Origin of the sequence: Pseudomonas agarici (assembly GCF_900109755.1) — a bacterium.
Taxonomy (GTDB): domain Bacteria; phylum Pseudomonadota; class Gammaproteobacteria; order Pseudomonadales; family Pseudomonadaceae; genus Aquipseudomonas; species Aquipseudomonas agarici.
The window spans coordinates 125293-145159 of sequence record NZ_FOAR01000013.1 but is presented as its reverse complement, the minus strand read 5'-3'; the positions used below and the strand labels follow the sequence as shown (position 1 = coordinate 145159).

The 19867-nt window shown below is 61.0% G+C and carries 19 protein-coding genes; 13 read left to right on the top strand and 6 right to left on the bottom strand.

Annotated features, from left to right (window positions below; all coding sequences use genetic code 11):
* Positions 1 to 15: 15 nt before the first annotated feature.
* The gene (locus tag BMX68_RS14060; protein ID WP_017131756.1) at positions 16 to 720 is read left to right on the top strand and encodes a YebC/PmpR family DNA-binding transcriptional regulator; all 705 of its coding nucleotides are present in this window, start codon (positions 16 to 18) and stop codon (positions 718 to 720) included.
* Between the two features lie 25 nt (positions 721 to 745).
* Here the strand turns inward: BMX68_RS14060 and BMX68_RS14055 are convergent, their stop codons facing one another.
* Positions 746 to 2056, bottom strand: a complete 1311-nt coding sequence (locus BMX68_RS14055; RefSeq protein ID WP_017131757.1) for a leucine-rich repeat-containing protein kinase family protein — start codon at positions 2054 to 2056, stop codon at positions 746 to 748.
* Between the two features lie 93 nt (positions 2057 to 2149).
* Complete coding sequence (gene zapE, locus BMX68_RS14050; RefSeq protein ID WP_017131758.1) at positions 2150 to 3283, bottom strand: cell division protein ZapE; 1134 nt, start codon at positions 3281 to 3283, stop codon at positions 2150 to 2152.
* A gap of 623 nt (positions 3284 to 3906) precedes the next feature.
* Here zapE and BMX68_RS14045 point away from each other — a divergent pair.
* Genes BMX68_RS14045 through BMX68_RS14020 form a run of 6 tightly spaced genes read left to right on the top strand, consistent with a single transcriptional unit; the run spans position 3907 to position 9676 of the window.
* Complete coding sequence (locus BMX68_RS14045) at positions 3907 to 4431, top strand: Csu type fimbrial protein (RefSeq protein ID WP_017131759.1); 525 nt, start codon at positions 3907 to 3909, stop codon at positions 4429 to 4431.
* A gap of 20 nt (positions 4432 to 4451) precedes the next feature.
* Positions 4452 to 4988: a Csu type fimbrial protein gene (locus BMX68_RS14040; RefSeq protein ID WP_017131760.1), complete on the top strand. Its 537-nt coding sequence runs from the start codon at positions 4452 to 4454 to the stop codon at positions 4986 to 4988.
* A gap of 5 nt (positions 4989 to 4993) precedes the next feature.
* Entirely contained in the window at positions 4994 to 5494 is a 501-nt protein-coding gene (locus tag BMX68_RS14035; protein WP_017131761.1) for a Csu type fimbrial protein, read from the top strand.
* Positions 5495 to 5528: 34 nt separating this feature from the next.
* Positions 5529 to 6323: a fimbrial biogenesis chaperone gene (locus BMX68_RS14030; protein WP_026013150.1), complete on the top strand. Its 795-nt coding sequence runs from the start codon at positions 5529 to 5531 to the stop codon at positions 6321 to 6323.
* Positions 6324 to 6366: 43 nt separating this feature from the next.
* On the top strand, positions 6367 to 8691 hold the full coding sequence (locus BMX68_RS14025) for a fimbria/pilus outer membrane usher protein (protein ID WP_017131763.1): 2325 nt from the start codon (positions 6367 to 6369) through the stop codon (positions 8689 to 8691).
* Positions 8692 to 8737: 46 nt separating this feature from the next.
* Positions 8738 to 9676: a Csu type fimbrial protein gene (locus tag BMX68_RS14020; RefSeq protein WP_248672818.1), complete on the top strand. Its 939-nt coding sequence runs from the start codon at positions 8738 to 8740 to the stop codon at positions 9674 to 9676.
* Positions 9677 to 9762: 86 nt separating this feature from the next.
* On the opposite strand, the gene BMX68_RS14015 is transcribed toward BMX68_RS14020, so the two are convergent.
* The gene (locus tag BMX68_RS14015; RefSeq protein ID WP_074862287.1) at positions 9763 to 10410 is read right to left on the bottom strand and encodes a carboxymuconolactone decarboxylase family protein; all 648 of its coding nucleotides are present in this window, start codon (positions 10408 to 10410) and stop codon (positions 9763 to 9765) included.
* A 150-nt stretch (positions 10411 to 10560) separates the two neighbouring features.
* Here BMX68_RS14015 and BMX68_RS14010 point away from each other — a divergent pair, with 150 nt between their 5' ends.
* The 3 genes from BMX68_RS14010 to BMX68_RS26660 all read left to right on the top strand — a co-directional run bounded on the left by BMX68_RS14010 (position 10561) and on the right by BMX68_RS26660 (position 12586).
* A complete protein-coding gene (locus BMX68_RS14010; protein ID WP_017131767.1) occupies positions 10561 to 11553 on the top strand; it encodes a hypothetical protein in 993 nt (330 codons plus the stop codon).
* A 195-nt stretch (positions 11554 to 11748) separates the two neighbouring features.
* Complete coding sequence (locus tag BMX68_RS14005; RefSeq protein ID WP_026013152.1) at positions 11749 to 12339, top strand: hypothetical protein; 591 nt, start codon at positions 11749 to 11751, stop codon at positions 12337 to 12339.
* 43 nt (positions 12340 to 12382) lie between these two features.
* Complete coding sequence (locus tag BMX68_RS26660; protein ID WP_143063290.1) at positions 12383 to 12586, top strand: GNAT family N-acetyltransferase; 204 nt, start codon at positions 12383 to 12385, stop codon at positions 12584 to 12586.
* Here BMX68_RS26660 and uvrB read toward each other — a convergent pair.
* Together uvrB and BMX68_RS13995 are read right to left on the bottom strand one after the other, a co-directional pair.
* Positions 12499 to 14514 (bottom strand): excinuclease ABC subunit UvrB, encoded by a 2016-nt coding sequence (uvrB, locus tag BMX68_RS14000; protein WP_017131769.1) that lies wholly within the window; start codon positions 14512 to 14514, stop codon positions 12499 to 12501. The genes BMX68_RS26660 and uvrB overlap by 88 nt on opposite strands.
* A gap of 14 nt (positions 14515 to 14528) precedes the next feature.
* The gene (locus BMX68_RS13995; protein ID WP_017131770.1) at positions 14529 to 14720 is read right to left on the bottom strand and encodes a hypothetical protein; all 192 of its coding nucleotides are present in this window, start codon (positions 14718 to 14720) and stop codon (positions 14529 to 14531) included.
* A gap of 118 nt (positions 14721 to 14838) precedes the next feature.
* Here BMX68_RS13995 and BMX68_RS13990 point away from each other — a divergent pair, with 118 nt between their 5' ends.
* The 3 genes from BMX68_RS13990 (at position 14839) to BMX68_RS13980 (ending at position 18382) form a co-directional block, all read left to right on the top strand.
* Positions 14839 to 16035, top strand: a complete 1197-nt coding sequence (locus BMX68_RS13990; protein ID WP_026013153.1) for an amino acid aminotransferase — start codon at positions 14839 to 14841, stop codon at positions 16033 to 16035.
* Positions 16036 to 16316: 281 nt separating this feature from the next.
* On the top strand, positions 16317 to 17066 hold the full coding sequence (locus tag BMX68_RS13985) for a sulfite exporter TauE/SafE family protein (RefSeq protein ID WP_017131772.1): 750 nt from the start codon (positions 16317 to 16319) through the stop codon (positions 17064 to 17066).
* Positions 17067 to 17170: 104 nt separating this feature from the next.
* On the top strand, positions 17171 to 18382 hold the full coding sequence (locus BMX68_RS13980; RefSeq protein WP_017131773.1) for a winged helix-turn-helix domain-containing protein: 1212 nt from the start codon (positions 17171 to 17173) through the stop codon (positions 18380 to 18382).
* 69 nt (positions 18383 to 18451) lie between these two features.
* On the opposite strand, the gene BMX68_RS13975 is transcribed toward BMX68_RS13980, so the two are convergent.
* Complete coding sequence (locus tag BMX68_RS13975; RefSeq protein ID WP_017131774.1) at positions 18452 to 19798, bottom strand: class II 3-deoxy-7-phosphoheptulonate synthase; 1347 nt, start codon at positions 19796 to 19798, stop codon at positions 18452 to 18454.
* Positions 19799 to 19867 lie beyond the last annotated feature (69 nt).

Below are 19867 nucleotides of genomic sequence, written 5' to 3'. Positions count from 1 at the left end.
TCGAGAGAGTGAGTAATGGGCGCACAGTGGAAGGTTAAACACAAAGAGGCCGCAGCCAACGCCAAGGGCAAGCTGTTTGGCAAGCTGGTCAAGGAAATCACTATCGCTGCGCGCAATGGTGCGGACCTCACCACCAATGCGCACCTGCGCCTGGTGGTCGAGCAGGCAAAAAAAGCCTCGATGCCCCGTGATACGCTGGAACGTGCGATCAAAAAAGGCTCGGGTCAACTGGGTGAGACCGTGCAGTACCACCGCGTGACCTACGAAGGGTTCGCTCCGCATCAAGTGCCGCTGATCGTCGAATGTGTCACCGACAACGTCAACCGTACCGTGGCGGAAATCCGCGTGGCCTTCCGCAAGGGGCAACTGGGAGCCTCGGGTTCGGTGGCCTGGGACTTCAACCATGTCGGCCTGATCGAGGCCTCGCCGCAGCGCCCTGACGCGGACCCGGAAATGGCCGCCATCGAAGCCGGCGCGCAGGATTTCGAGCCAGGCGAAGAGGGCGCGACCCTGTTCATCACCGAGCCGACCGACCTCGATGCCGTACAGAAAGCCTTGCCGGAACAAGGTTTCACCGTCTTGTCCGCCAAGCTGGGCTACCAACCGAAGAACCCGGTCAGCGGCTTGAGCGACGAGCAGATGGCGGAAGTCGAAGCCTTCCTTGAAGGCCTGGACAATCATGACGACGTGCAGGACATGTTCGTCGGTCTGGTGGGCTGATCCTGTGGCGAGGGGCTTGATCGTTTCAGGCCAGTTCAGCGCAGATCGCCTCGAATCCCGGACGTGCCAGCACCTGCGGCTGGATGCAGCGCAGTTGCAAGGCCTGGAGCGCTTCCAGCAGGCGCGGATCGATATTGCCATCGATCCGTTCCAATAACTCCCCCAGCAAAATCCCGAACGCCCGCACCTCGATCCGTTGCAGGGCGCGGGTTTGCGGGCTGTCCGTCGGCGAATGAAACGAGGCCGCGCCAAAATCTCCCAACAGGCAATCGCCGTCGGCGTTGTAGAGGATATTGTGCCCGTATAGGTCGCCATGACAGAGGCCCAGGCGGTGCAGGTGCGCGCCGACCGAGGCGATCCCGCGAGCCATGCGTCGGACCTGCCCGGCGCTAAAGCGGGTATCGTGGCAATAGACATCGCGGCTGCACGAGTCGAGGCTGGGCAGCGCGGCGAGGTTGGTGAATCGTGGATCGATCAGTTCCATGACCAGCCCCGACAGGTTGTCTGGATGATCGACGATACGACCCTCGACCCGGATCAGGTTCGGGTGCGGCCCGGCTGCGATGCAAGCATTCATTTCATTGAGTGGCGAGCCGTCGCTGGTCATGCTGCCCTTGTACACCTTGACCGCCACCGCCTTGGCCGGTGCCGAAGGTTGGACCCATAGGGCCTGGCTGATCACCCCCGAAGCGCCTTCGCCCAGCCGTTGCCCAAGTTGCAAGCGTGCCCAGTCGATATTTGGCGTGGTATCAGTGGCCAGTACCTCGCCGGTGTGATCGAGTCGCGGATTACCGGCATAGGCGATCCAGGCCAGGCTGGGCAAGGTCAGTAGCCACTGCGGCAATTCGCTCAACTGGTTGGCGGCGATGCGGATCAGTTCGAGCCTGTGGCAATGGGCCAAGGTCGTCGGCAGTTGCCGCAGGCGATTGCCCGCCAGCATGAGTTTTTGCAGCAACGGGCGGCGGCCCAGCTCATCGGGCAGTTCGCCGATGCGGTTGTCGGTCAGGATCAGCCAGCGCAACAGTGGCGGTAATGCCGCCGCCGACACGTGTTCGATGCGATTGGCCTTGAAGGCGACCATGCTTAGCTGGACGCATTGGCCAAGACAGACGGGCAATTCGCTGAACAGGTTGTCGGAACAGAACAGAATGCGCAGATGCGGCAGGCGATAGAGGTCGTCCGGCAGGCAGCTCAACCGATTACCGCTCAGGTTGAGAATTTCCAGGGAGTCGGCCAACTGGAAGATTTCCCGGGGAAACTCGGTCAGCCCGCAGGACAGGTCGAGGCGCTTGATACCGGTCAGTTGGCCGGCGCGCAGTTGGGCGAGGGTATGCATAAGCAGGCTTGAGTACTCGTCACGATCATCGAAAAAAGCATCGCCATGATAGCAATGTTGTCGGGTTGCGGCGCTGCGCGCTGGCTTGTCGTATCACCCAGACGCGCCCGGCCCGATCTCGACCAGTTGACTCAGGCGGCTACGGGTGCGTGCCAGGTCAATGGCATGGCCGCCGAGGCTGTCGCACAGTGAGCGCGCGCCGATCAGCAAGAGGCGCTTGTCCTGATCGTAGAGGACGTCGATCAGGTTGATAAAGCGCTGCTGGGCGGCGATCGAGCAATTTTCCAGGCAGGGTAGTTCGTCGATGATCCAGGTGTCGAAACGCCGGCACAGCTCCAGGTAGTCCATCACCGCCGTGGGTGCTTCGCACAGATCGGCGAATTCGAAGCGTACGCGGCGATCATGGTTCTGGCGCACCGTTAGCTGGCGTGTACCCACGGTCAGGGCGCTGGCTGCGGCTCGGCGCTCCGGCAATTGCAGGGCGTGACGTTGTTCGAGGCTGCCAGGCCAGATGTACTGGCCATGGGTGAATTGCTGTTGGGTATGACTGGGCGATTGGTTGCGATAGTCGCGGGGGCCACCGACTTCCATGATGTCCATTCGGGCGGTGATCAGGTCGATCACCGGCTTGAATCGGGCATGATAGAGCGGATTGGGCAGCAGGCCCTGGGGTGGGTAGTTGGAGGTCACCACCAACAACACACCACGCTGGAACAAGGCCTTGAACAACCGGGTAAGCAGCATGGCATCGCCGATGTCATGGACATGGAATTCGTCGAAGCACAGCAGCCGACAGCCCTCGAGTCGGTCGTCGAGGGTGGCACCGAGAGCATCCGGCGCCTGGCGATGGGTGAACATGCCCTGGTGCAGGTGGGCGAAGAAGTCATGGAAATGCAGGCGCTGTTTCTCGGCAATCGGCACGGCCTGGAAAAAGCCGTCCAGCAGCCAGCTTTTGCCGCGGCCGACGGCACCATGCAGGTACAGACTGCGCTGGCGAGGCGAGGCCCGCAACAGCGACGTGGCCTGCTGCGCCATGCGTTCGATGACCTGCTGCTGGCTGTGGCTCAGGGTATAGCCCTGATGGTTGGCCTTGTTTTGGAAATACGCCTGCACCTCATGATGCGGTGCTACCGCGCCAGCCTCGTCGGAGAGGGCCTTGCCGAAAAAACGGCGCAGGGCCAGCCAGCGGGATTTCTCGCCAGGGCGATGAGGAGGGAGAGCGGCCAACGGAGAAGATCCCCTTAGGTGAAAGTCCTGAACGTCTGGGACATGACGTCCTCACAAGTATGTGCCGCAGATGACGCGAGGTTAGTTTGCCAACGGTCGTGCTGATTTAACCATACAAGATGTAGCAATCGGCAATCGTCGAAGAAGGTGGTCAGGCGGTTTCGGTCGCCATGTGTGGGCTCGGATATAAACACAATGAAGGCATATGGCCGGCAATGCTTGTTTTTAAGCTATTTTTAATGCTCGGGGTGATTGTATGAATCTCATCAAATGTGTACGTAGTTATAATGCTTGTATAGTTTTTTTGAGGTTTTTTATAGTGCTATTTATGGCTTTTACAAAGAAAATTACCAAAAAAAGACAATTTTATTTTTGAATTGACTGACAGCTTTGTCCTTCACTGCTAACCTGTCGCAAGTCATCGTTGTGAATCGATCTCTGGTTTCGGTCGTTGTGGGCACACTGTACGGCGTCCTGCCTTGGTCCTGCGACTGCGAGTAGAGATGCGGCCTACCCTGGGCGTTGGCAGGCAATCTCCGTCGAGCGGAGCCAGGTAGGAAAAGGAATGCCGCCGCCGATTGGCTGGTCAATCGGCTTTATCCTCATGGAAGTAGGATCGACATATGAAACACCTCAAACGCCCGGCGCTAGTGCTAGGGCTCCTGTTTTTTCTGGCGGACGCCGCCGATGCGATGATGATTGGGACTATCCAGGCTCGGCTGGTCATTTCTCCTGCCTGTGAGGTGAACGTGGCCGGAACGAACAGGCCCAGCCACCTCGGCCGACTGGATTTCGGTAGTCCGGGTCCAATCTGGGCTCGCCCACTCAATGCCCATATCCGAAGTGACGACGAGGCTCTGCAAGTCGCCTGCAATAGCTCGGTCAGCGGTTTCACCGTGACCATCGACGGAGGGGTCAACGGTGACGGCACCATCCGACGCCTGAGCAACGGACGCCAGACGATCCCTTACCGACTCACGGTCGATGCTGCCGGCATCGACAGCTACCGCATCGGACAACAACGCAATTTCGCCGTCGACGGTGGAGCCTGGAAGCCGATTCCGGTCTACGGCGCGATGGTGGCGAATATCAACACATTGTCGGCGGGCACTTACCGCGACACGCTGACGGTCACGTTGGACTGGTAACTCAATAGAGGATGAGCATCATGCGGCAACTTGTTTCACGTTTCGTTTTATCCGCGTTTGGCCTGACAGTGGCAGGCGCTGCCCATGCCGCGACCACTGTCACGGGGCAGATCAGTTCTACCCTGATCCTGACCAGCAGTTGCTTGGTCAATGGTGGGGCCGGTTCCGCCAACCTGAATTTTGGTACGCTGAATTTCGGTACCACGACCAGTCTGTTCACCAATATTGGCACGCAACTGGTGGCCGACGGCGGTGGCGCGGTGTCGATCCAGTGCTCGTCCGGGACCACGCCCACTGTGACTATCCAGAGCGGTTTGCATGACGGGCAGTCCAGCGGTGGAACCCGAGCCCTGTACGACGGGGTCGCCAATTTCGTGCCTTATGATCTTTACACCGATTCTGGATACAACGACCTTCTGGCGAGCAATGGCGTGATCAACCTGGCGTCCAGTACTGGCGATGCCCAGACCATCAATATCTGGGGCAGGGCGGTGGGTAAAGCCGGGCTGCCGGCGGGAACCTACACCGACACCATTTCCGTGCAGTTGAGCTTCTGAGTGCGGTGGTTCGCCGTGGATGCGCGCTCGTACTACTGGCCTGCGCGAGTAGCCTGTCGTTGCCGCTGGCAGCGGTCACCAGTGCGAGTTTGCAGGTCAGCGCCAGCATTATCGCCGGTTGCCTGGTGGTGGGCGGGGGCTCCCACTACGGCAACCTGAACTACGGCAGCTATTCGGCGTTGTCGACCGGTGCGGTGTCTATCTCGCTGACCGGTGGCGTGCAATTGCAGTGTACGCCAGGGGTGAGCCTGAGTATGAGCGTGGATGGTGGACAAAATAACAGCAGCGGCCGTCACCTCAAGCTCAACAGTGGCACGGCCCAGGTGGCTTATCAGTTGTTCAGCGACGCTGGCTTGAGCCAGGCGCTGGGGATCAGCCAGAGCGTGAATATTGTCTACGGCAATGCGAACAACATCAGTCTGCCGATCTACGGCAGGGTGGTTTTACCGGGGAATCAGCCGCCGGGGACCTACAGCGATGTACTGCAGGTGCAGTTGTCCTGGTAAGGGCGGTTTAGTGGAAGCGACAAGGAGTTTGCGTATGTGTTCACCCAGGCGGTGCTTGCAGGCCGCGCATTACGGACTGATGGTCTTGGTCTTGTTGGGTGCGGGCCAGGTCCGGGCGGCTAGTTCGGTGCTGATCTGGCCGATCGATCCGGTGTTGGAGGCCGATCAACAGGCCAGTGCCCTATGGTTGGAGAATCGCGGCAATGAAACCACCAACCTGCAGGTCCGGGTCTTCGCCTGGAGCCAGAGCGGGTTCGACGATCAGTACCAGAATCAACGCGAGGTGATTGGCAGCCCGCCGGTGGCGCGCATCGAGCCGGGCCAGAAGCAATTGGTGCGCCTGACTCGGACCCGAGAGATGCCGCTGGGGCGGGAACAGGCCTATCGCATCATCATCGATGAAATCCCCTCGGCGAAATCTCCAGATGCCGCCGTCTCGAACGGCAACACGGCAGCGGCGATTCAGTTTCAGATGCGTTACTCGATACCGTTGTTCGCCTATGGCGCGGGGCTCTGGAGCAAAGAGGACCTGACGCGCCAGCGTGATCCGAAGAGTGTCGGAATCCCGGATCTGAGCTGGCGCAAGGTGGCCGAGGGCGGGCGCTCCTATATCGAGATCCGTAACCGTGGTGCGGTGCATGCGCGCTTGACCGATGTGGCGGTCAGGCAGGCAGGGCAGCCCCGACCGGTAGTCGAGGGGTTGATGGGCTATGTCTTGCCGGGTGCGATCATGCGCTGGCCGGTGCCGGAGTCCCTGGCCAGCGGCCAAGAGCTGCTGTTGCGGGTCAACGGCGCGGCGAGTGTCCAGAGCATCAAGCCCGATCAATGAAGAGCAGGGAGTGAGCTGAGTGTGGGCTCGTCTTATCCCCTTTATGCCATGGATCGCGGTGGGCTACTGCTCGCTGGTATTCATGCCTCGGGTGGGTGCCGGGGAGCTGCCGCCACCGCCCGCCGGCCTGGAAGCCATGGGCGATGCGCAGCTATACCTTGAACTATTGGTCAACCAAATGGACACCGGCAAGGTCGTCGTCGTCAACCAACGGGAGGACCAATTGTTCCTGGCGGCCTCCGATCTCCAGGCGATCGGCATGAAGCTGCCGCCATCGGTGTCCGCCGAAGTAGCCCTCGACCATCTGCCGAGCCTGCACAGTGAGTACGACAGCCAGGGCCAACGTCTGCTGCTGACGGTACCGGCGCACTGGCTGCCGGCACAGTTTCTCGGTAATCGCCAGGTCTATCCACGCACCGAGGCAATGACCAGCTTCGGTGCCCTGCTCAACTATGAGTTGTACCTCAATGACACCGATAATACCGATACTTACCTGGCAGCCTGGAACGAGGTGCGGGTGTTCGACACTTGGGGGACGTTGTCCAATACCGGACAGTACCGCCGGGGGTTCGGCGCGAACTCAGGCAACGGGTTGAACAACGGTTATCTGCGTTACGACACCACGTGGCGTTATTCCGACGATGAACGCCTTCTGACCTACGAAGCCGGCGACCTGGTCAGCGGCGCCTTGCCCTGGAGCAACTCGGTGCGTCTGGGCGGGGTGCAACTGTCGCGCGACTTCGGCGTGCGCCCAGACTTGGTGACCTATCCGTTGCCGCAGTTCGCCGGGGAGGCGGCGGTACCTTCATCGGTGGATTTGTTTATCAACGGCTTCAAGTCGTCCAGCGACAATGTTCAGCCCGGCCCCTACACGTTGACCAATATCCCTTTCATCAACGGTGCGGGGGAGGCGGTAGTGGTGACCACCGATGCCCTTGGGCGGCAAGTGTCCACCACTGTGCCGTTCTACGTCACCAGTACCCTGCTGCAAGAGGGGTTGTCGGACTTTTCGGTGGCCGCCGGTAACTTACGCCGGGACTATGCCCAGCGGGATTTCGGTTACGGCTCGGGTGTGACCTCTGCTAGCTTACGCTATGGCCTGAGCGACAGCTTCACCCTGGAAAGCCATGCTGAAGCAGCCAGTGAACTGACCCTCGGCGGTGTCGGCGGCAATCTGCGTCTGAGTCATTTCGGTGTATTCAACGGCGCCATCAGCCAGAGCCGTTTCGACGGTCGCCAGGGTCGGCAAGTCAGCTTGGGCTACCAATACAGCAGCCAGCACTACAGCCTGTCTTATCAGCGAATCGAACGTCACGACCAGTATGCCGATCTGACGGTGATCGACACCTCCTATGTCAGCCTGAGCAAACGTAGCGAGCAGCTCACGGCCAGCCTCAATCTTGGCGGTTGGGGGAGCTTGGGCACCGGTTATTTCGATATTCGTGCGGCCGATGAATCCCGTACCCGGTTACTCAATCTGACCTGGACCCGGCCGCTGTTGGGCGGCAGCAGTTTCTACCTATCGGCCAACCGCGCAATTGGCGACAGCCACTGGGCGACGCAGGCCCAGGTGGTGATCCCTTTCGACCTCAACGGCAGCCTGAGCATGAGTGTCGAGCGTGACAAGAACGGGATGAGTCGCGAGCGGATCCATTACAGTCGCTCCGTCCCCACTCAGGGCGGCGTGGGCTACACCCTCGGTTACGCCCATGGTTCGGGGGCCGATTACCGTCAGGCCGACCTGACCTGGCGCTTGCAGTCGGTGCAATTGCAAGCCGGCGTCTACGGCGGCAGCGATACCCAGACGCGTTGGGCCGATGCCAGCGGTTCGCTGGTGTGGATGGACAAGCAGGTGTTCGCGGCCAATCGTATCAACGACGCGTTTGTGGTGGTCAGCACCGACGGTTACTCCAAGGTTCCGGTTCGTTATGAAAACCAGTTGGTGGGCGAGACCGACAAGTCCGGGCGCCTGCTGGTGCCCTGGAGCAGCGGCTACTACCGCGGCAAATACGAAATCGATCCGCTGAACCTGCCGGCCAACGTCCAGAGTTCGACCGTGGAGCAGCGCGTGGCGGTTCGGCGCGGTGGCGGCTACCTGCTGGCTTTCCCATTGAAGCGGATTATTGCCGCCAGCATCGTTCTGGTGGATGCCCGCAATCAACCGCTGCCGCTGGGTGCCCATGTATTCCATGAGCAGACCGGAGCGTCGGCGGTGGTGGGTTGGGATGGCCTGGTTTATCTGGAGAACCTGGCATTGCGCAATAGCCTGGAAGTGAGCCTGGTCGACGGCGGCAGCTGCCGAGTGCAGTTCAGCATGCCGGAGTCCGCCGAGCAGGTGCCGCTGATCGGTCCGTTGGTCTGTCGATAGGCACGGGAGGTGTCGAGTGAAGGTGTGCTGTCTGTGGGGTCTATTGTTGAGTGGGTTAGTGTCGCAGGCCCAGGCACTGTGCTCGGTGACCGACACAACGCCAGCGGGTTTTGGCCCGGTGAGTTCGATTCTGGTGCGCACTACGGCCCAATCGACTTCGAGCACCAACGCCGGGTTGAGGTGTAGCGGTTCGCTGCTGACCCTGCTGTCCCTCAACGATCACTTCTATGCCACCATCACTTCCAGTACCGCTGGCATGGTCGGTCCCACTGGCGACGTCATCAACTACAACCTCTATGCTAGCAATAACACCGGTGCGGCCTACCTGATTGCACGGAACACGCGCTATGATTTTGCCCGTAATGGGATCATTGATCTGCTGGGACTGCTCGGTGGATCGACGCCAAAAACCGTGCCGATCTATCTGAGGACGATCATTGGCGGTAACGTTGCGGCGGGAATCTACACAGAGACCCTGAGCATCTACTGGGATTGGGACTACTGCTCCGGTCTCGGCGCGCTGGGTATCTGCCTGGGACGTGACACCGGCACCGGCACCGCCATCCTGACGGTGAACATGACCGTCAACAACGACTGTACGATCAGCGCACCGAATATCAGCTTCGGTGGCGCGCCGGTGATCAGTGCCTTCGGTACGATCAACCAGACCATCAATGTGTCGTGTACCAAGGGCAGCCCCTACACAGTCGGCCTGGACCCCGGCCAGAACACCAGCGGCGGTCGGCGGCGGATGGTCTCGGCAGGCAACTTTCTTTCCTACGACATCTTCAAGAGCGCTGGAACCACAGTTTGGGGCAATGTCGGCTCGGCCCGGCGTTCGAGCAACGATGCTGAAGTCAACCCTGGCAATGGTCTGGGCCTGGGCAGCCAGGTGTTCAACTATAACGCCAAGGTCTACGCCGACCAGAATACGCCGCCAGCCGGAGTCTATACTGACAACGTGATTCTGGATGTGGGCTTCTGAGCCGATACCCTGGTGACACCCGCTGCTCATTTTGCGGTGAGTGGGATTATCGGCGTGCTGCACTGCTGTGGCCGGTGCGTCAAGTCCTACTCTGGAGTGAACAGCACCACGGCGACTACCTGTTCGCCGTCGACGCGAACTTGCAGTACGCCGCGCGGGGCGGGATGACCTTTCTGGTAGCACTCCACCAGTACCCGGTCCGCCGCCGTGGCGCTCACTTGCAGTTGATGAGGTTTGCCCAGCAGGGCCCGCGCTTGGGGTGAGATCGGCAAGTGGCTGCGATTTTCCCGCACCGCCTCACAGAATGCCAACACCACCGCTCTCGGGGGGCTGGCGGGTGGCGAGACCATACCTGCTTCGGCGAACAGGCGGTTGAGCTGGTCGGCGGTTGCCACGGCTTTGGGAAAACCGCAGAACGCTGCCGTCTGTAACAGCAGCTCGGCGTATTCGCCCGCCGCCAGTCCCGATGCCAGACCGGTCTGGAAATGCACGCTGAGCGGGGGGCCAACCATGCCCGCCGCAACGATGGCAGCGAAGCTTGCGGCTTCGCGCAAGCGGGGATCGAGGCCGGGGCGCTCGTGCAGATGACCGTAGACGACGCCGACCGCCAACTCAGCCAGTGCCGGTGCGCTATGAAACAGCGCATCCAAACGGGCGCCGCCATCAGGCACCCACTCGATAAATTGTTTACGGCCTTCACGGTAAAGTTCTGTCACGGGGTCCTTGCCGTTCATGGTGGGTCCTCTGCGAAAAATAAGGGTTCGCGTCGTTGACAGCGGAGCATCGACGGATAGGAGCCTAGTCAATCTCGCGGAAAAATGCTTTCGCAACCCTGTTTTACCACTACATTGACGGGTTTGAGCGAACGGTTCGAGAGAGGGTGTATGCCGAGGTTTTACGACGCACGCGGGAATATCTATGCTGTGGCCAGTCCTGCTGAAGTGCGCGGTCTGGGCCTCGCTGTGCCGGCGGATCCGGCATTGGCGGCCTCGTTGCGCACGGCTTGGAGCGCGGAGGCGGTGGCGGCGCTGTGCGGCTGGGACGCTCAAGCGTCCGGCCGAGGCGGTAAGCACCATCGTTCCGATGGCTTGCTGGTGGGGCCGTTCCAGTCCGAAGCACCGTTCGATCTGTTGATCGTCAATACCGATGGCACCCTGGCGGAGCGCAGCGGCAACGGCTTGACGATTTTCGCTCAGGCCATGGCCGAGAGTGGCTTGCTGTCGCCTCGGGAAAGTTGCCTTTTGCGGGTCCATCATGATCAACCTGGCAGCCACTCTCCCGTAGTGACAGCGGTCGAGCCGGCACAGATCGAGGGGATCCACGGCTTCTGGCTGGCGCTGGGCAAACCGGCCTTCGGTCCGGTGGCGGTCGCTGCGGTAAGTGAAAAGGAGACCGAATTGAATGGCCGCCGCTTGAGCCATGTCACTGGCCTGGCGAATCTGCACGCTGCCTGGCAGCACAGCCAGTTCGTGCGGATCGGCAATCCCCATTGCGTGACGCTGGTCGATCAGGTTTCAGCGCTACCGAGCAATGCGCAGATGCTTGGGCCGGCTCTGGAGCCGGGGTTGACCGCGATTGCCTTTGCGCCGCCCGTGGGCGCTGGAGAACCTTGCCCGGCCGGCGTCAATTTGCAGTGGGCGGCGCTCGAGGGAGCTGGGCACCTGCAGGCCCGGGTGTTCGAGCGTGGCGAAGGGCCGACCGCGTCCTCGGGAACCAGCGCCAGTGCCGTGGCCTGTGCGGCTTGGCGGGTTGGCTGGGTCACGGCGGGCGAAGTCCGGGTCAGCATGCCCGGTGGCACCGCGCCGATTCGCCTGGTGGTGCAAGCGGGTGAGCTGCAGAGTGTCCATCTGTTTGGGGCTGCCCGGCGCGAGGGCTGACGACCGGCATAGGGTCGACCCGACTCCGACACCGGGATCGGATTCCCCCCGCCTGCCACGGCTCGGTTGTGCTCTTGTCCGGTCTGGGCGGTTTTGGCTTGAATGAGTCGATGGGGTGAAGGCCAATAACAGCCTCGCCCGAATCGGGCCGTGGAGACGGACCCGAGTTTTCGAATCGTTCAAAGGGAATTCATGATGAGAGCTGTCAGAGGTTTATTCAGTACATTGCTGTGCGCAGGTCTGGTTGTCACGGCTGGTATCACCCACGCGCAGTTGGGACCCGGTTTGGAGTCCAGGGAAAGGATCGCCGCATCTTCCACCGCCACCGATGGCATCGAGTCCACCCCGGCGGAGCTGTTGGTGGGCAATCGCACCGATTATTTTTCCTGCTCGGTGGGCCGCTTCCGCGGCGAGCTGGAGGCCAGGGTAGTGTTCGCCTCTGCCGGCAGCACCGCGTACTTCGATGTCAGTGCCGTGCGGTACCGGATTGTCCGCAGCGACGGCCAGGGCGGCGGCAACAAGGCCAATATCAATTTTCACCTGGATACGTTGAACCGGCAGGGGGTGGTCAGGGGCAGTGATGTCTATCACTCGCCGGACTCATTGAAACAGGATGGTAGTTGGCACATGCTCGACATCAACCGGATTGTGCGCACGGATTATCAAGGGGCGGTGACGTTCGAATTCGTCTTCGACCGCTCCAAGGCCGCCGATACCCGTTGCGCGGCCCACAAGACCTACCAGTGGGCCGGGGCTTCCGCCGCGCTTTCCTCCACCACCGATTGAGTGGCCGGCATCCGGGTGCAGATCCGCGAGCCTGTAGTCTAACGTGGCGCTCAGCCCGGAATATCGAGGGTGCGGGCTGGGCCGGGGGTTGATGGCATTCGCCGAACAGGCTGCGCTCGATGCGGATATAGGCATGGGTGTGGGCCTGCTCGTGCCGGTCTACACCGTCAGCAAACGCTCACGCAGCTTGCCGATTTCGTCGCGCATCTGGGCAGCCGCTTCGAACTCCAGGTTGCGGGCCAGTTGATACATCTTTTCTTCCAACTGGCGAATGCGCTTGGTGATCTCGCTCGGCGAACGCAGTTCGTTTTCGTAGCGGGCGTTTTCCTCGGCAGCCTTGGCCATGCCCTTGCGCTTCTTGCTGCGCGAGCCGGGCACGGTGGCGCCTTCCATGATATCGGCGACATCCTTGAACACCCCTTTGGGGGTGATGCCATTGGCCAGGTTGAACGCGATTTGCTTATCGCGACGGCGCTCGGTTTCACCGATGGCGCGTTCCATGGAGCCGGTCATCCGGTCAGCGTAGAGGATCGCCCGGCCATTGAGGTTGCGCGCGGCGCGACCGATGGTCTGGATCAGCGAACGTTCGGAACGCAGGAAGCCTTCCTTGTCCGCATCGAGGATGGCCACCAGCGAGACTTCCGGCATGTCCAGGCCTTCGCGCAGCAGGTTGATCCCCACCAGTACATCGAAAGCACCCAAGCGCAAGTCGCGGATGATCTCCACCCGCTCCACGGTGTCGATGTCCGAGTGCAGGTAACGCACGCGCACGCCATGGTCGGCGAGGTAGTCGGTCAGGTCCTCGGCCATGCGCTTGGTCAGGGTCGTGACCAGTACCCGTTCTTCCACGGCCACGCGCTTGGCAATTTCCGAGAGCAGGTCGTCGACCTGGGTCAGCGCCGGACGGATTTCCACTTGCGGGTCCACCAGGCCAGTGGGGCGTACCACTTGTTCGACGACTCGCCCAGCGTGTTCGGCCTCGTAGTTGCCAGGGGTCGCGGAAACGAAAATGGTCTGCGGGCTGATGGCCTCCCACTCGTCGAAGCGCATCGGTCGGTTATCCAGTGCCGAGGGCAGACGGAAGCCGTACTCCACCAGGGTTTCCTTGCGCGAGCGGTCGCCCTTGTACATGGCGCCGACCTGCGGAACGCTGACGTGGGATTCGTCGATCACCAGCAGCGCGTCGGCGGGCAGGTAATCGTAGAGAGTCGGTGGTGGTGCGCCGGATTCACGGCCAGAGAGGTAGCGCGAGTAGTTTTCGATGCCGTTGCAGTAACCCAGTTCGAGGATCATCTCCAGGTCGAAACGGGTGCGTTGCTCAAGGCGCTGAGCTTCCACTAGCTTGTTGTTGTTGCGTAGGTATTCCAGGCGTTCCTGCAATTCCAGCTTGATCTCATCGATGGCGCCGAGCAGGGTTTCCCGTGGCGTCACGTAGTGGCTCTTCGGGTAGAACGTGAAACGCGGCAGTTTGCGGATGACTTCGCCGGTCAGCGGGTCGAAGGCCGAGAGGCTTTCCACTTCATCGTCGAACAGCTCGATGCGAATCGCCTCAAGGTCCGATTCGGCCGGGTAGACGTCGATCACGTCGCCGCGCACGCGAAAAGTGGCACGGGCGAAGTCCATGTCGTTGCGGGTGTATTGCAGGTCGGCCAGGCGGCGTAGCAGGGCGCGCTGGTCGAGCTTGTCGCCACGGTCCACGTGCAGGACCATCTTCAGGTAAGTCTCGGGGCTGCCGAGGCCGTAGATGCAGGATACCGTGGTGACGATGATCGCGTCCTTGCGCTCCAGCAGAGCCTTGGTCGCCGACAGGCGCATCTGTTCGATATGGTCGTTGATCGAGGCATCCTTCTCGATAAAGGTATCGGATGAGGGCACGTAGGCTTCTGGCTGGTAGTAGTCGTAGTAGGACACGAAGTACTCGACAGCGTTGTTCGGAAAAAACGCCTTGAATTCGCCATACAACTGCGCCGCCAGGGTCTTGTTCGGGGCCAGCACCAAAGTGGGGCGTTGTACCTGGGCAATCACATTGGCGATGCTGAAGGTCTTGCCCGAGCCGGTCACCCCAAGCAGGGTCTGATGGGCCAGGCCAGCCTCGATGCCTTCGACCATCTGGCGGATTGCCTCGGGCTGGTCGCCGGCGGGCTGGAAGCGGGTGACGAGCTGGAATTGGGACATAACGTACCTCTGGGTCACGCCTGCCCGGCAAGCCGCGCAGCAACGAAAAAGATCGCCTGCAACAGCAGGTTGCAGGGAAAAAGCATGATAAGCCTAGATGTGGTGTTGCGTCCGACGGCTTTCAAGGCAAACGCCTGTCGGACGTTAATGTTGCATTTCGATTGGCGGTCGTAAAATAAATCAAAAAACTTGCTGGAATCCGGCATTAGTCGGTCGCCCTTGCCGGTTATGGGCTCTATACTAGCTCCCCGTTTGTGCACCGCTCTAGTGCAATCGGCCGGAGCGTTGTCACCCCCTCCACCCCCATTCAGAGCTGACGCAATAATGAGCCTGTTCTCCGCTGTTGAAATGGCACCACGCGATCCTATCCTGGGCCTCAACGAAGCATTCAATGCCGATACCCGTACCGACAAAGTCAACCTGGGGGTGGGTGTTTATTGCGACGAAAGTGGGAAAATTCCGCTGTTGCGTGCGGTTGCCGACGCCGAGACCCAGCGCGTGGCGCAGCATGCTTCTCGTGGCTACTTGCCGATCGACGGTATCGCCGCCTACGACAAAGCTGTCCAAACCTTGCTGTTCGGTGAAGGCTCGCCGTTGATCGCCGCCGGTCGCGTGCTCACTACTCAAGCGGTCGGTGGTACCGGCGCATTGAAGATCGGCGCCGATTTCCTCAAGCAGTTGCTGCCCAACGCGACCGTCGCCATCAGCGACCCGAGCTGGGAAAATCACCGTGCGCTGTTCGAAGCCGCTGGTTTCCCGGTACAGAACTATCGCTACTACGATGCCGCGAGCAACGGGGTGAACCGTGCAGGTCTGCTTGATGACCTCAATGCGCTGCCGGCCAAGTCGATTGTTGTGTTGCACGCCTGCTGCCACAACCCGACCGGTGTCGACCTGACTCCGGCCGACTGGCTGGACGTTCTGGAAGTGATCAAGTCCAAGGATCTGGTACCGTTCCTGGATATGGCTTATCAGGGCTTTGGTGATGGCATCGACGAGGACGCCGCCGCTGTGCGCCTGTTCGCCGAGTCTGGGCTGACGTTCTTTGTCTCCAGCTCGTTCTCCAAGTCGTTCTCGTTGTACGGCGAGCGTGTCGGCGCGCTGTCGATTGTCAGCGAATCGAAAGAAGAAACCGCCCGTGTCCTGTCCCAGGTCAAGCGTGTGATCCGCACCAACTACTCCAACCCGCCGACCCACGGTGCCAGCATCGTCGCGGCTGTGCTGAACAACCCTGAGCTGCGTGCCCAGTGGGAATCGGAGCTGGCTGAAATGCGCCTGCGGATTCGCGGCATGCGCATGCAGATGGTCGACCTGCTGGCTCAGTACGGCGCCAAGCGTGACTTCAGCTTTGTCGGTCGCCAGCGGGGGATGTTCTCCTACTCCGGCCTGACGGTGGAGCAGGTGGCACGCCTGAAGAACGAGTTCGGCATCTACGCGCTGGATACCGGGCGTATCTGCGTGGCATCGTTGAACCAGCGCAATATCGAAGCGGTGGTGAAGGCGATTGTCCAGGTGATCTGATTGTCGGGTCCGGAAAAATAGGTTTACCTCTGCTTCAGTCTCCAGACGCCCGATGCACCACATCGGGCGTCTGGTATTTCAAGGATGCATGCGACGGCTGTTGATTGTAGATAAGGACCGATCCCATCCAGCCTTTTCAGCGCAGCCATCAATTGGGCTGTGTGGCAGCCGAACTTAAGCTAACTGTTTGTGCGAGATTGGCATCGCCATCGCGCATTGTGGTGCGTTTGCACGTTAGAGCGGACTGTGTGGCATGAAGGGTACCCAGTGGGGAGGCATCTGTGATCGAATGGGTTGAGTATCTGTTGCTGGGCGTCGTGATGGGCGGGTTGGGAGGGGTATTCGGCATCGGTGGCGGCATGGTCGCGATTCCGGTACTGGGTATTTTGTTCGGTCTCGACCAGCAGTTGGCCCAGGGCACGGCGTTGGTCATGGTGGTACCGAATGTGGTGCTGGCGTTGTATCGCTATCACCAGCGCAATCGCATCGAACTGCGCCATGCGCTGCCGCTGGTACTAATGAGTTTTTGTTTTGCCTGGTTGGGCGCTCTTTGGGCGGTCGGCTTGGATCCGCGCAGCATGCGCCTGGGGTTTGTCGGTTTTCTGCTGGCCCTGGCGCTGTTCTATCTGGTGCGGCTGTTCATGGTGCAATCCCCGGTGTCGGCGCACCTGCGTTACCCGTGGCCATGGTTGGGTGTGTTGGGCGCGGCATCGGGGACCATGGGCGGGGTGTTCGGGGTCGGCGGGGCGGTGGTGGCCACGCCGTTCCTGACCAGTGTCTTCGGTACGTCACAGGTGGTGGCCCAGGGTTTGTCGTTGGCTTTGGCATTGCCGAGCACCTGCGTCACGCTGGTGACTTACGCGGCGCATAACCAGGTAAACTGGCACATGGGTATCCCCATGGCCATCGGTGGCCTGATGAGTATCGGTTGGGGGGTGAAAGTGGCCTATGCCTTGCCCGAGAAAGTCCTGCGTGGCCTGTTTTGCGTTTACCTGGTACTCGGTGCGCTGTTGCTCGGCTTTAAAGTTTGAGACCTTCGACGATGTGTGCGGCCAGGCACTCGATGCTTGGGGACGATGGCGCATGAGCAGGATGGGGCGCTTGCGCTAGCTTGTGGGTTTACCAGGAGGCATGCATGCCCGCGGACCTGTCTTTTTCATTGCCGCAAGCCCGGCGCCTGGCGCTGGCCGCCCAGGGGTTCCAGGGGCGCAGGGCCACGGTGCCGATCAAGCCATTGCAAATCAATCGGTTGATCGAACGCTTGGGGGTCTTGCAGATCGATTCGGTCAATGCCCTGGTGCGCTCGCATTACTTGCCGCTGTTTTCCCGTCTTGGCAACTATTCGTTCGAGCTGCTCGATCAGGCGGCCTGGAGTCAGGGGCGGCGACGCACCCTGTTCGAATACTGGGGGCATGAAGCCTCGCTGCTACCGATGTCGCTGTATCCGCTCATGCGCTGGCGCATGGCGCGAGCCTCCCGAGGCGAGGGAATCTATCAACAGATGGCGCGCTTCGGTCGTGAGCAGCAGGCGACCATTCGTCGGGTCCTGGCGCTGGTTGAGGAACGGGGCGCGCTGGGGGCGGGCAGCCTGTCGAGTCGCGAGGAAAAGGCCGGCCCTTGGTGGGACTGGAGCGCCGAGAAGCACGCGTTGGAGTGGTTATTCGCTGCCGGTGAGGTGACGGTGGCCGGGCGCCGGGGGTTCGAGAGGCTCTACGATTTACCGGAACGGGTGATTCCCGCAGCGCTGCTCAGGCTGCCGCTGATCGATGAGGCCGAGGCCCAGCGCGGCTTGTTGCGCCAAGCGGCGACGGCCCTCGGAGTGGCGACCGAGAAGGATCTGCGCGACTATTTCCGCTTGGACCTGGCTGACAGCCGTGCGCGCCTGGCGGAGTTGGTCGAAGCGGGCGAGTTGCAGGTCGGCGAGGTGCGGGGCTGGCGCCAGCCGGTGTATTGTCTGGCAGGCATCAAGGTGCCGCGCCAGGTCGAAGCCAGCGCGTTGCTGTCGCCGTTCGACTCATTGATCTGGGAGCGCAGCCGTACTGAGCGGTTGTTCGACTTCCGCTATCGTCTGGAAATCTATACGCCGCAACACAAGCGGGTGTATGGCTACTATGTGCTGCCGTTCCTGCATGGCGAACGCATCGCCGCACGGCTGGACTTGCGCGCGGAACGGGCGCTCGGGCGCCTGGCGGTGCATGCCGTGCATGAGGAAGAGCAAGGGTTGGATGATGCGGGGATAGCGGCGCTGGCCGTCAGTTTGCGGCGACTGGCCGATTGGCTGGGCCTGGTGGACATCCAGCTCAACTGCCAACGGGTCAGTGCACAGCGGTTGCGGGGTTTGCTGTAAGTCGTTGGCTTGGCGCAATGCCTCGTGGTGAGCGAGCAAGCCGGCTCACCACGAAGGGATGTCGTGGGGTTAGCGCCGCACTTGCTTCAATGTCTCGGCAATCAGAAACGCCAACTCCAGCGACTGATCGGCATTCATCCGTGGATCGCAATGGGTGTGATAGCGATCCGACAGGCCATCTTCGGTGATCGGTCGCGCACCGCCGATGCACTCGGTGACATTCTGGCCGGTCATCTCGATATGAATCCCGCCGGCATAACTGCCTTCGGCCTGGTGTACTTGGAAGAACTGTTTTACCTCGTTGAGGATCTGCGCGAAATCGCGGGTCTTGTAGCCGCTGCTGGCTTTGATGGTGTTGCCGTGCATCGGGTCGCAGCTCCACAGCACCTTCTTGCCTTCGCTTTCCACGGCGCGAATCAGTTGTGGCAGGTGATCGCCGACCTTGTTCGCGCCCATGCGCACGATCAGGTTCAGGCGGCCAGGATCGTTGTCCGGGTTGAGGATATCGATCAGGCGGATCAGCTCGTCGGTGTTCATGCTCGGGCCGACCTTGACCCCGATCGGGTTGTTCACTCCACGCAGAAACTCTACATGGGCACCGTCGAGCTGACGGGTACGGTCGCCGATCCACAGCATATGGGCCGAGCAGTCGTAGTAGTCGTTGGTCAGGCTGTCGCGGCGGACAAAGGCTTCTTCGTAGTTCAGCAGCAGCGCCTCATGGGCCGTGAAGAAGCTGGTCTCGCGCAATTGTGGCGAGCCGTCCATGCCGCAGGCACGCATGAAGGCCAAGGTTTCATCGATGCGGTCGGCCAATTGGCTGTATTTCTCGGCCAGGGCCGAGTTGGCGATAAAGTCCAGGTTCCATTTGTGTACCTGGTGCAAGTCGGCGAAGCCGCCTTGGGCAAAAGCGCGCAGCAGGTTCAGGGTGGCGGTGGCCTGGTGATAGGACTGCAGCAGACGGTCGGGGTCCGGTACCCGACTTTTTTCATCGAAGCCGATGCCGTTGACGATATCGCCACGGTAAGCCGGCAAGGTCACGCCGTTGATGGTTTCGTCGTCGGCCGAGCGCGGCTTGGCGAACTGGCCGGCCATGCGCCCGACCTTGACCACCGGGCAGCCGGCGGCGAAGGTCATGACAATGGCCATCTGCAGCAGCACCTTGAAGGTGTCGCGAATCTTCGCGGCCGAGAACTCTGCGAAACTTTCCGCACAGTCGCCGCCCTGGAGCAGGAAGGCCCGGCCATGGGTCACTTCGGCGAACTGCCGGCGCAATTCGCGGGCTTCGCCGGCAAACACCAGCGGTGGATAGCTGGCCAGGCTTTGCTCGACACGCAGCAGGTGGGCGGCGTCCGGGTAATGAGGTTGCTGCTGGATCGGCAGGGCGCGCCAGCTATCGGGGCTCCAGGGTTGGCTCATCTATGAACTCTAGTGTTGACGGTCGAAGGCCCATGTTAACAGCAATTAGTACGTGACCTGCTCCTGTGG

Excerpts from the sequence above, each read along its gene's own strand:
- BMX68_RS14060 (WP_017131756.1), top strand. The coding sequence starts at position 16 with ATGGGCGCACAGTGGAAGGTTAAACACAAAGAGGCCGCAGCCAACGCC.
- BMX68_RS14055 (WP_017131757.1), bottom strand. The coding sequence starts at position 2,056 with ATGCATACCCTCGCCCAACTGCGCGCCGGCCAACTGACCGGTATCAAG.
- BMX68_RS14045 (WP_017131759.1), top strand. The coding sequence starts at position 3,907 with ATGAAACACCTCAAACGCCCGGCGCTAGTGCTAGGGCTCCTGTTTTTT.
- BMX68_RS14040 (WP_017131760.1), top strand. The coding sequence starts at position 4,452 with ATGCGGCAACTTGTTTCACGTTTCGTTTTATCCGCGTTTGGCCTGACA.
- BMX68_RS14030 (WP_026013150.1), top strand. The coding sequence starts at position 5,529 with ATGTGTTCACCCAGGCGGTGCTTGCAGGCCGCGCATTACGGACTGATG.
- BMX68_RS14025 (WP_017131763.1), top strand. The coding sequence starts at position 6,367 with ATGCCATGGATCGCGGTGGGCTACTGCTCGCTGGTATTCATGCCTCGG.
- BMX68_RS14015 (WP_074862287.1), bottom strand. The coding sequence starts at position 10,410 with ATGAACGGCAAGGACCCCGTGACAGAACTTTACCGTGAAGGCCGTAAA.
- BMX68_RS14010 (WP_017131767.1), top strand. The coding sequence starts at position 10,561 with ATGCCGAGGTTTTACGACGCACGCGGGAATATCTATGCTGTGGCCAGT.
- BMX68_RS14005 (WP_026013152.1), top strand. The coding sequence starts at position 11,749 with ATGAGAGCTGTCAGAGGTTTATTCAGTACATTGCTGTGCGCAGGTCTG.
- uvrB (WP_017131769.1), bottom strand. The coding sequence starts at position 14,514 with ATGTCCCAATTCCAGCTCGTCACCCGCTTCCAGCCCGCCGGCGACCAG.
- BMX68_RS13995 (WP_017131770.1), bottom strand. The coding sequence starts at position 14,720 with ATGCCGGATTCCAGCAAGTTTTTTGATTTATTTTACGACCGCCAATCG.
- BMX68_RS13990 (WP_026013153.1), top strand. The coding sequence starts at position 14,839 with ATGAGCCTGTTCTCCGCTGTTGAAATGGCACCACGCGATCCTATCCTG.
- BMX68_RS13980 (WP_017131773.1), top strand. The coding sequence starts at position 17,171 with ATGCCCGCGGACCTGTCTTTTTCATTGCCGCAAGCCCGGCGCCTGGCG.
- BMX68_RS13975 (WP_017131774.1), bottom strand. The coding sequence starts at position 19,798 with ATGAGCCAACCCTGGAGCCCCGATAGCTGGCGCGCCCTGCCGATCCAG.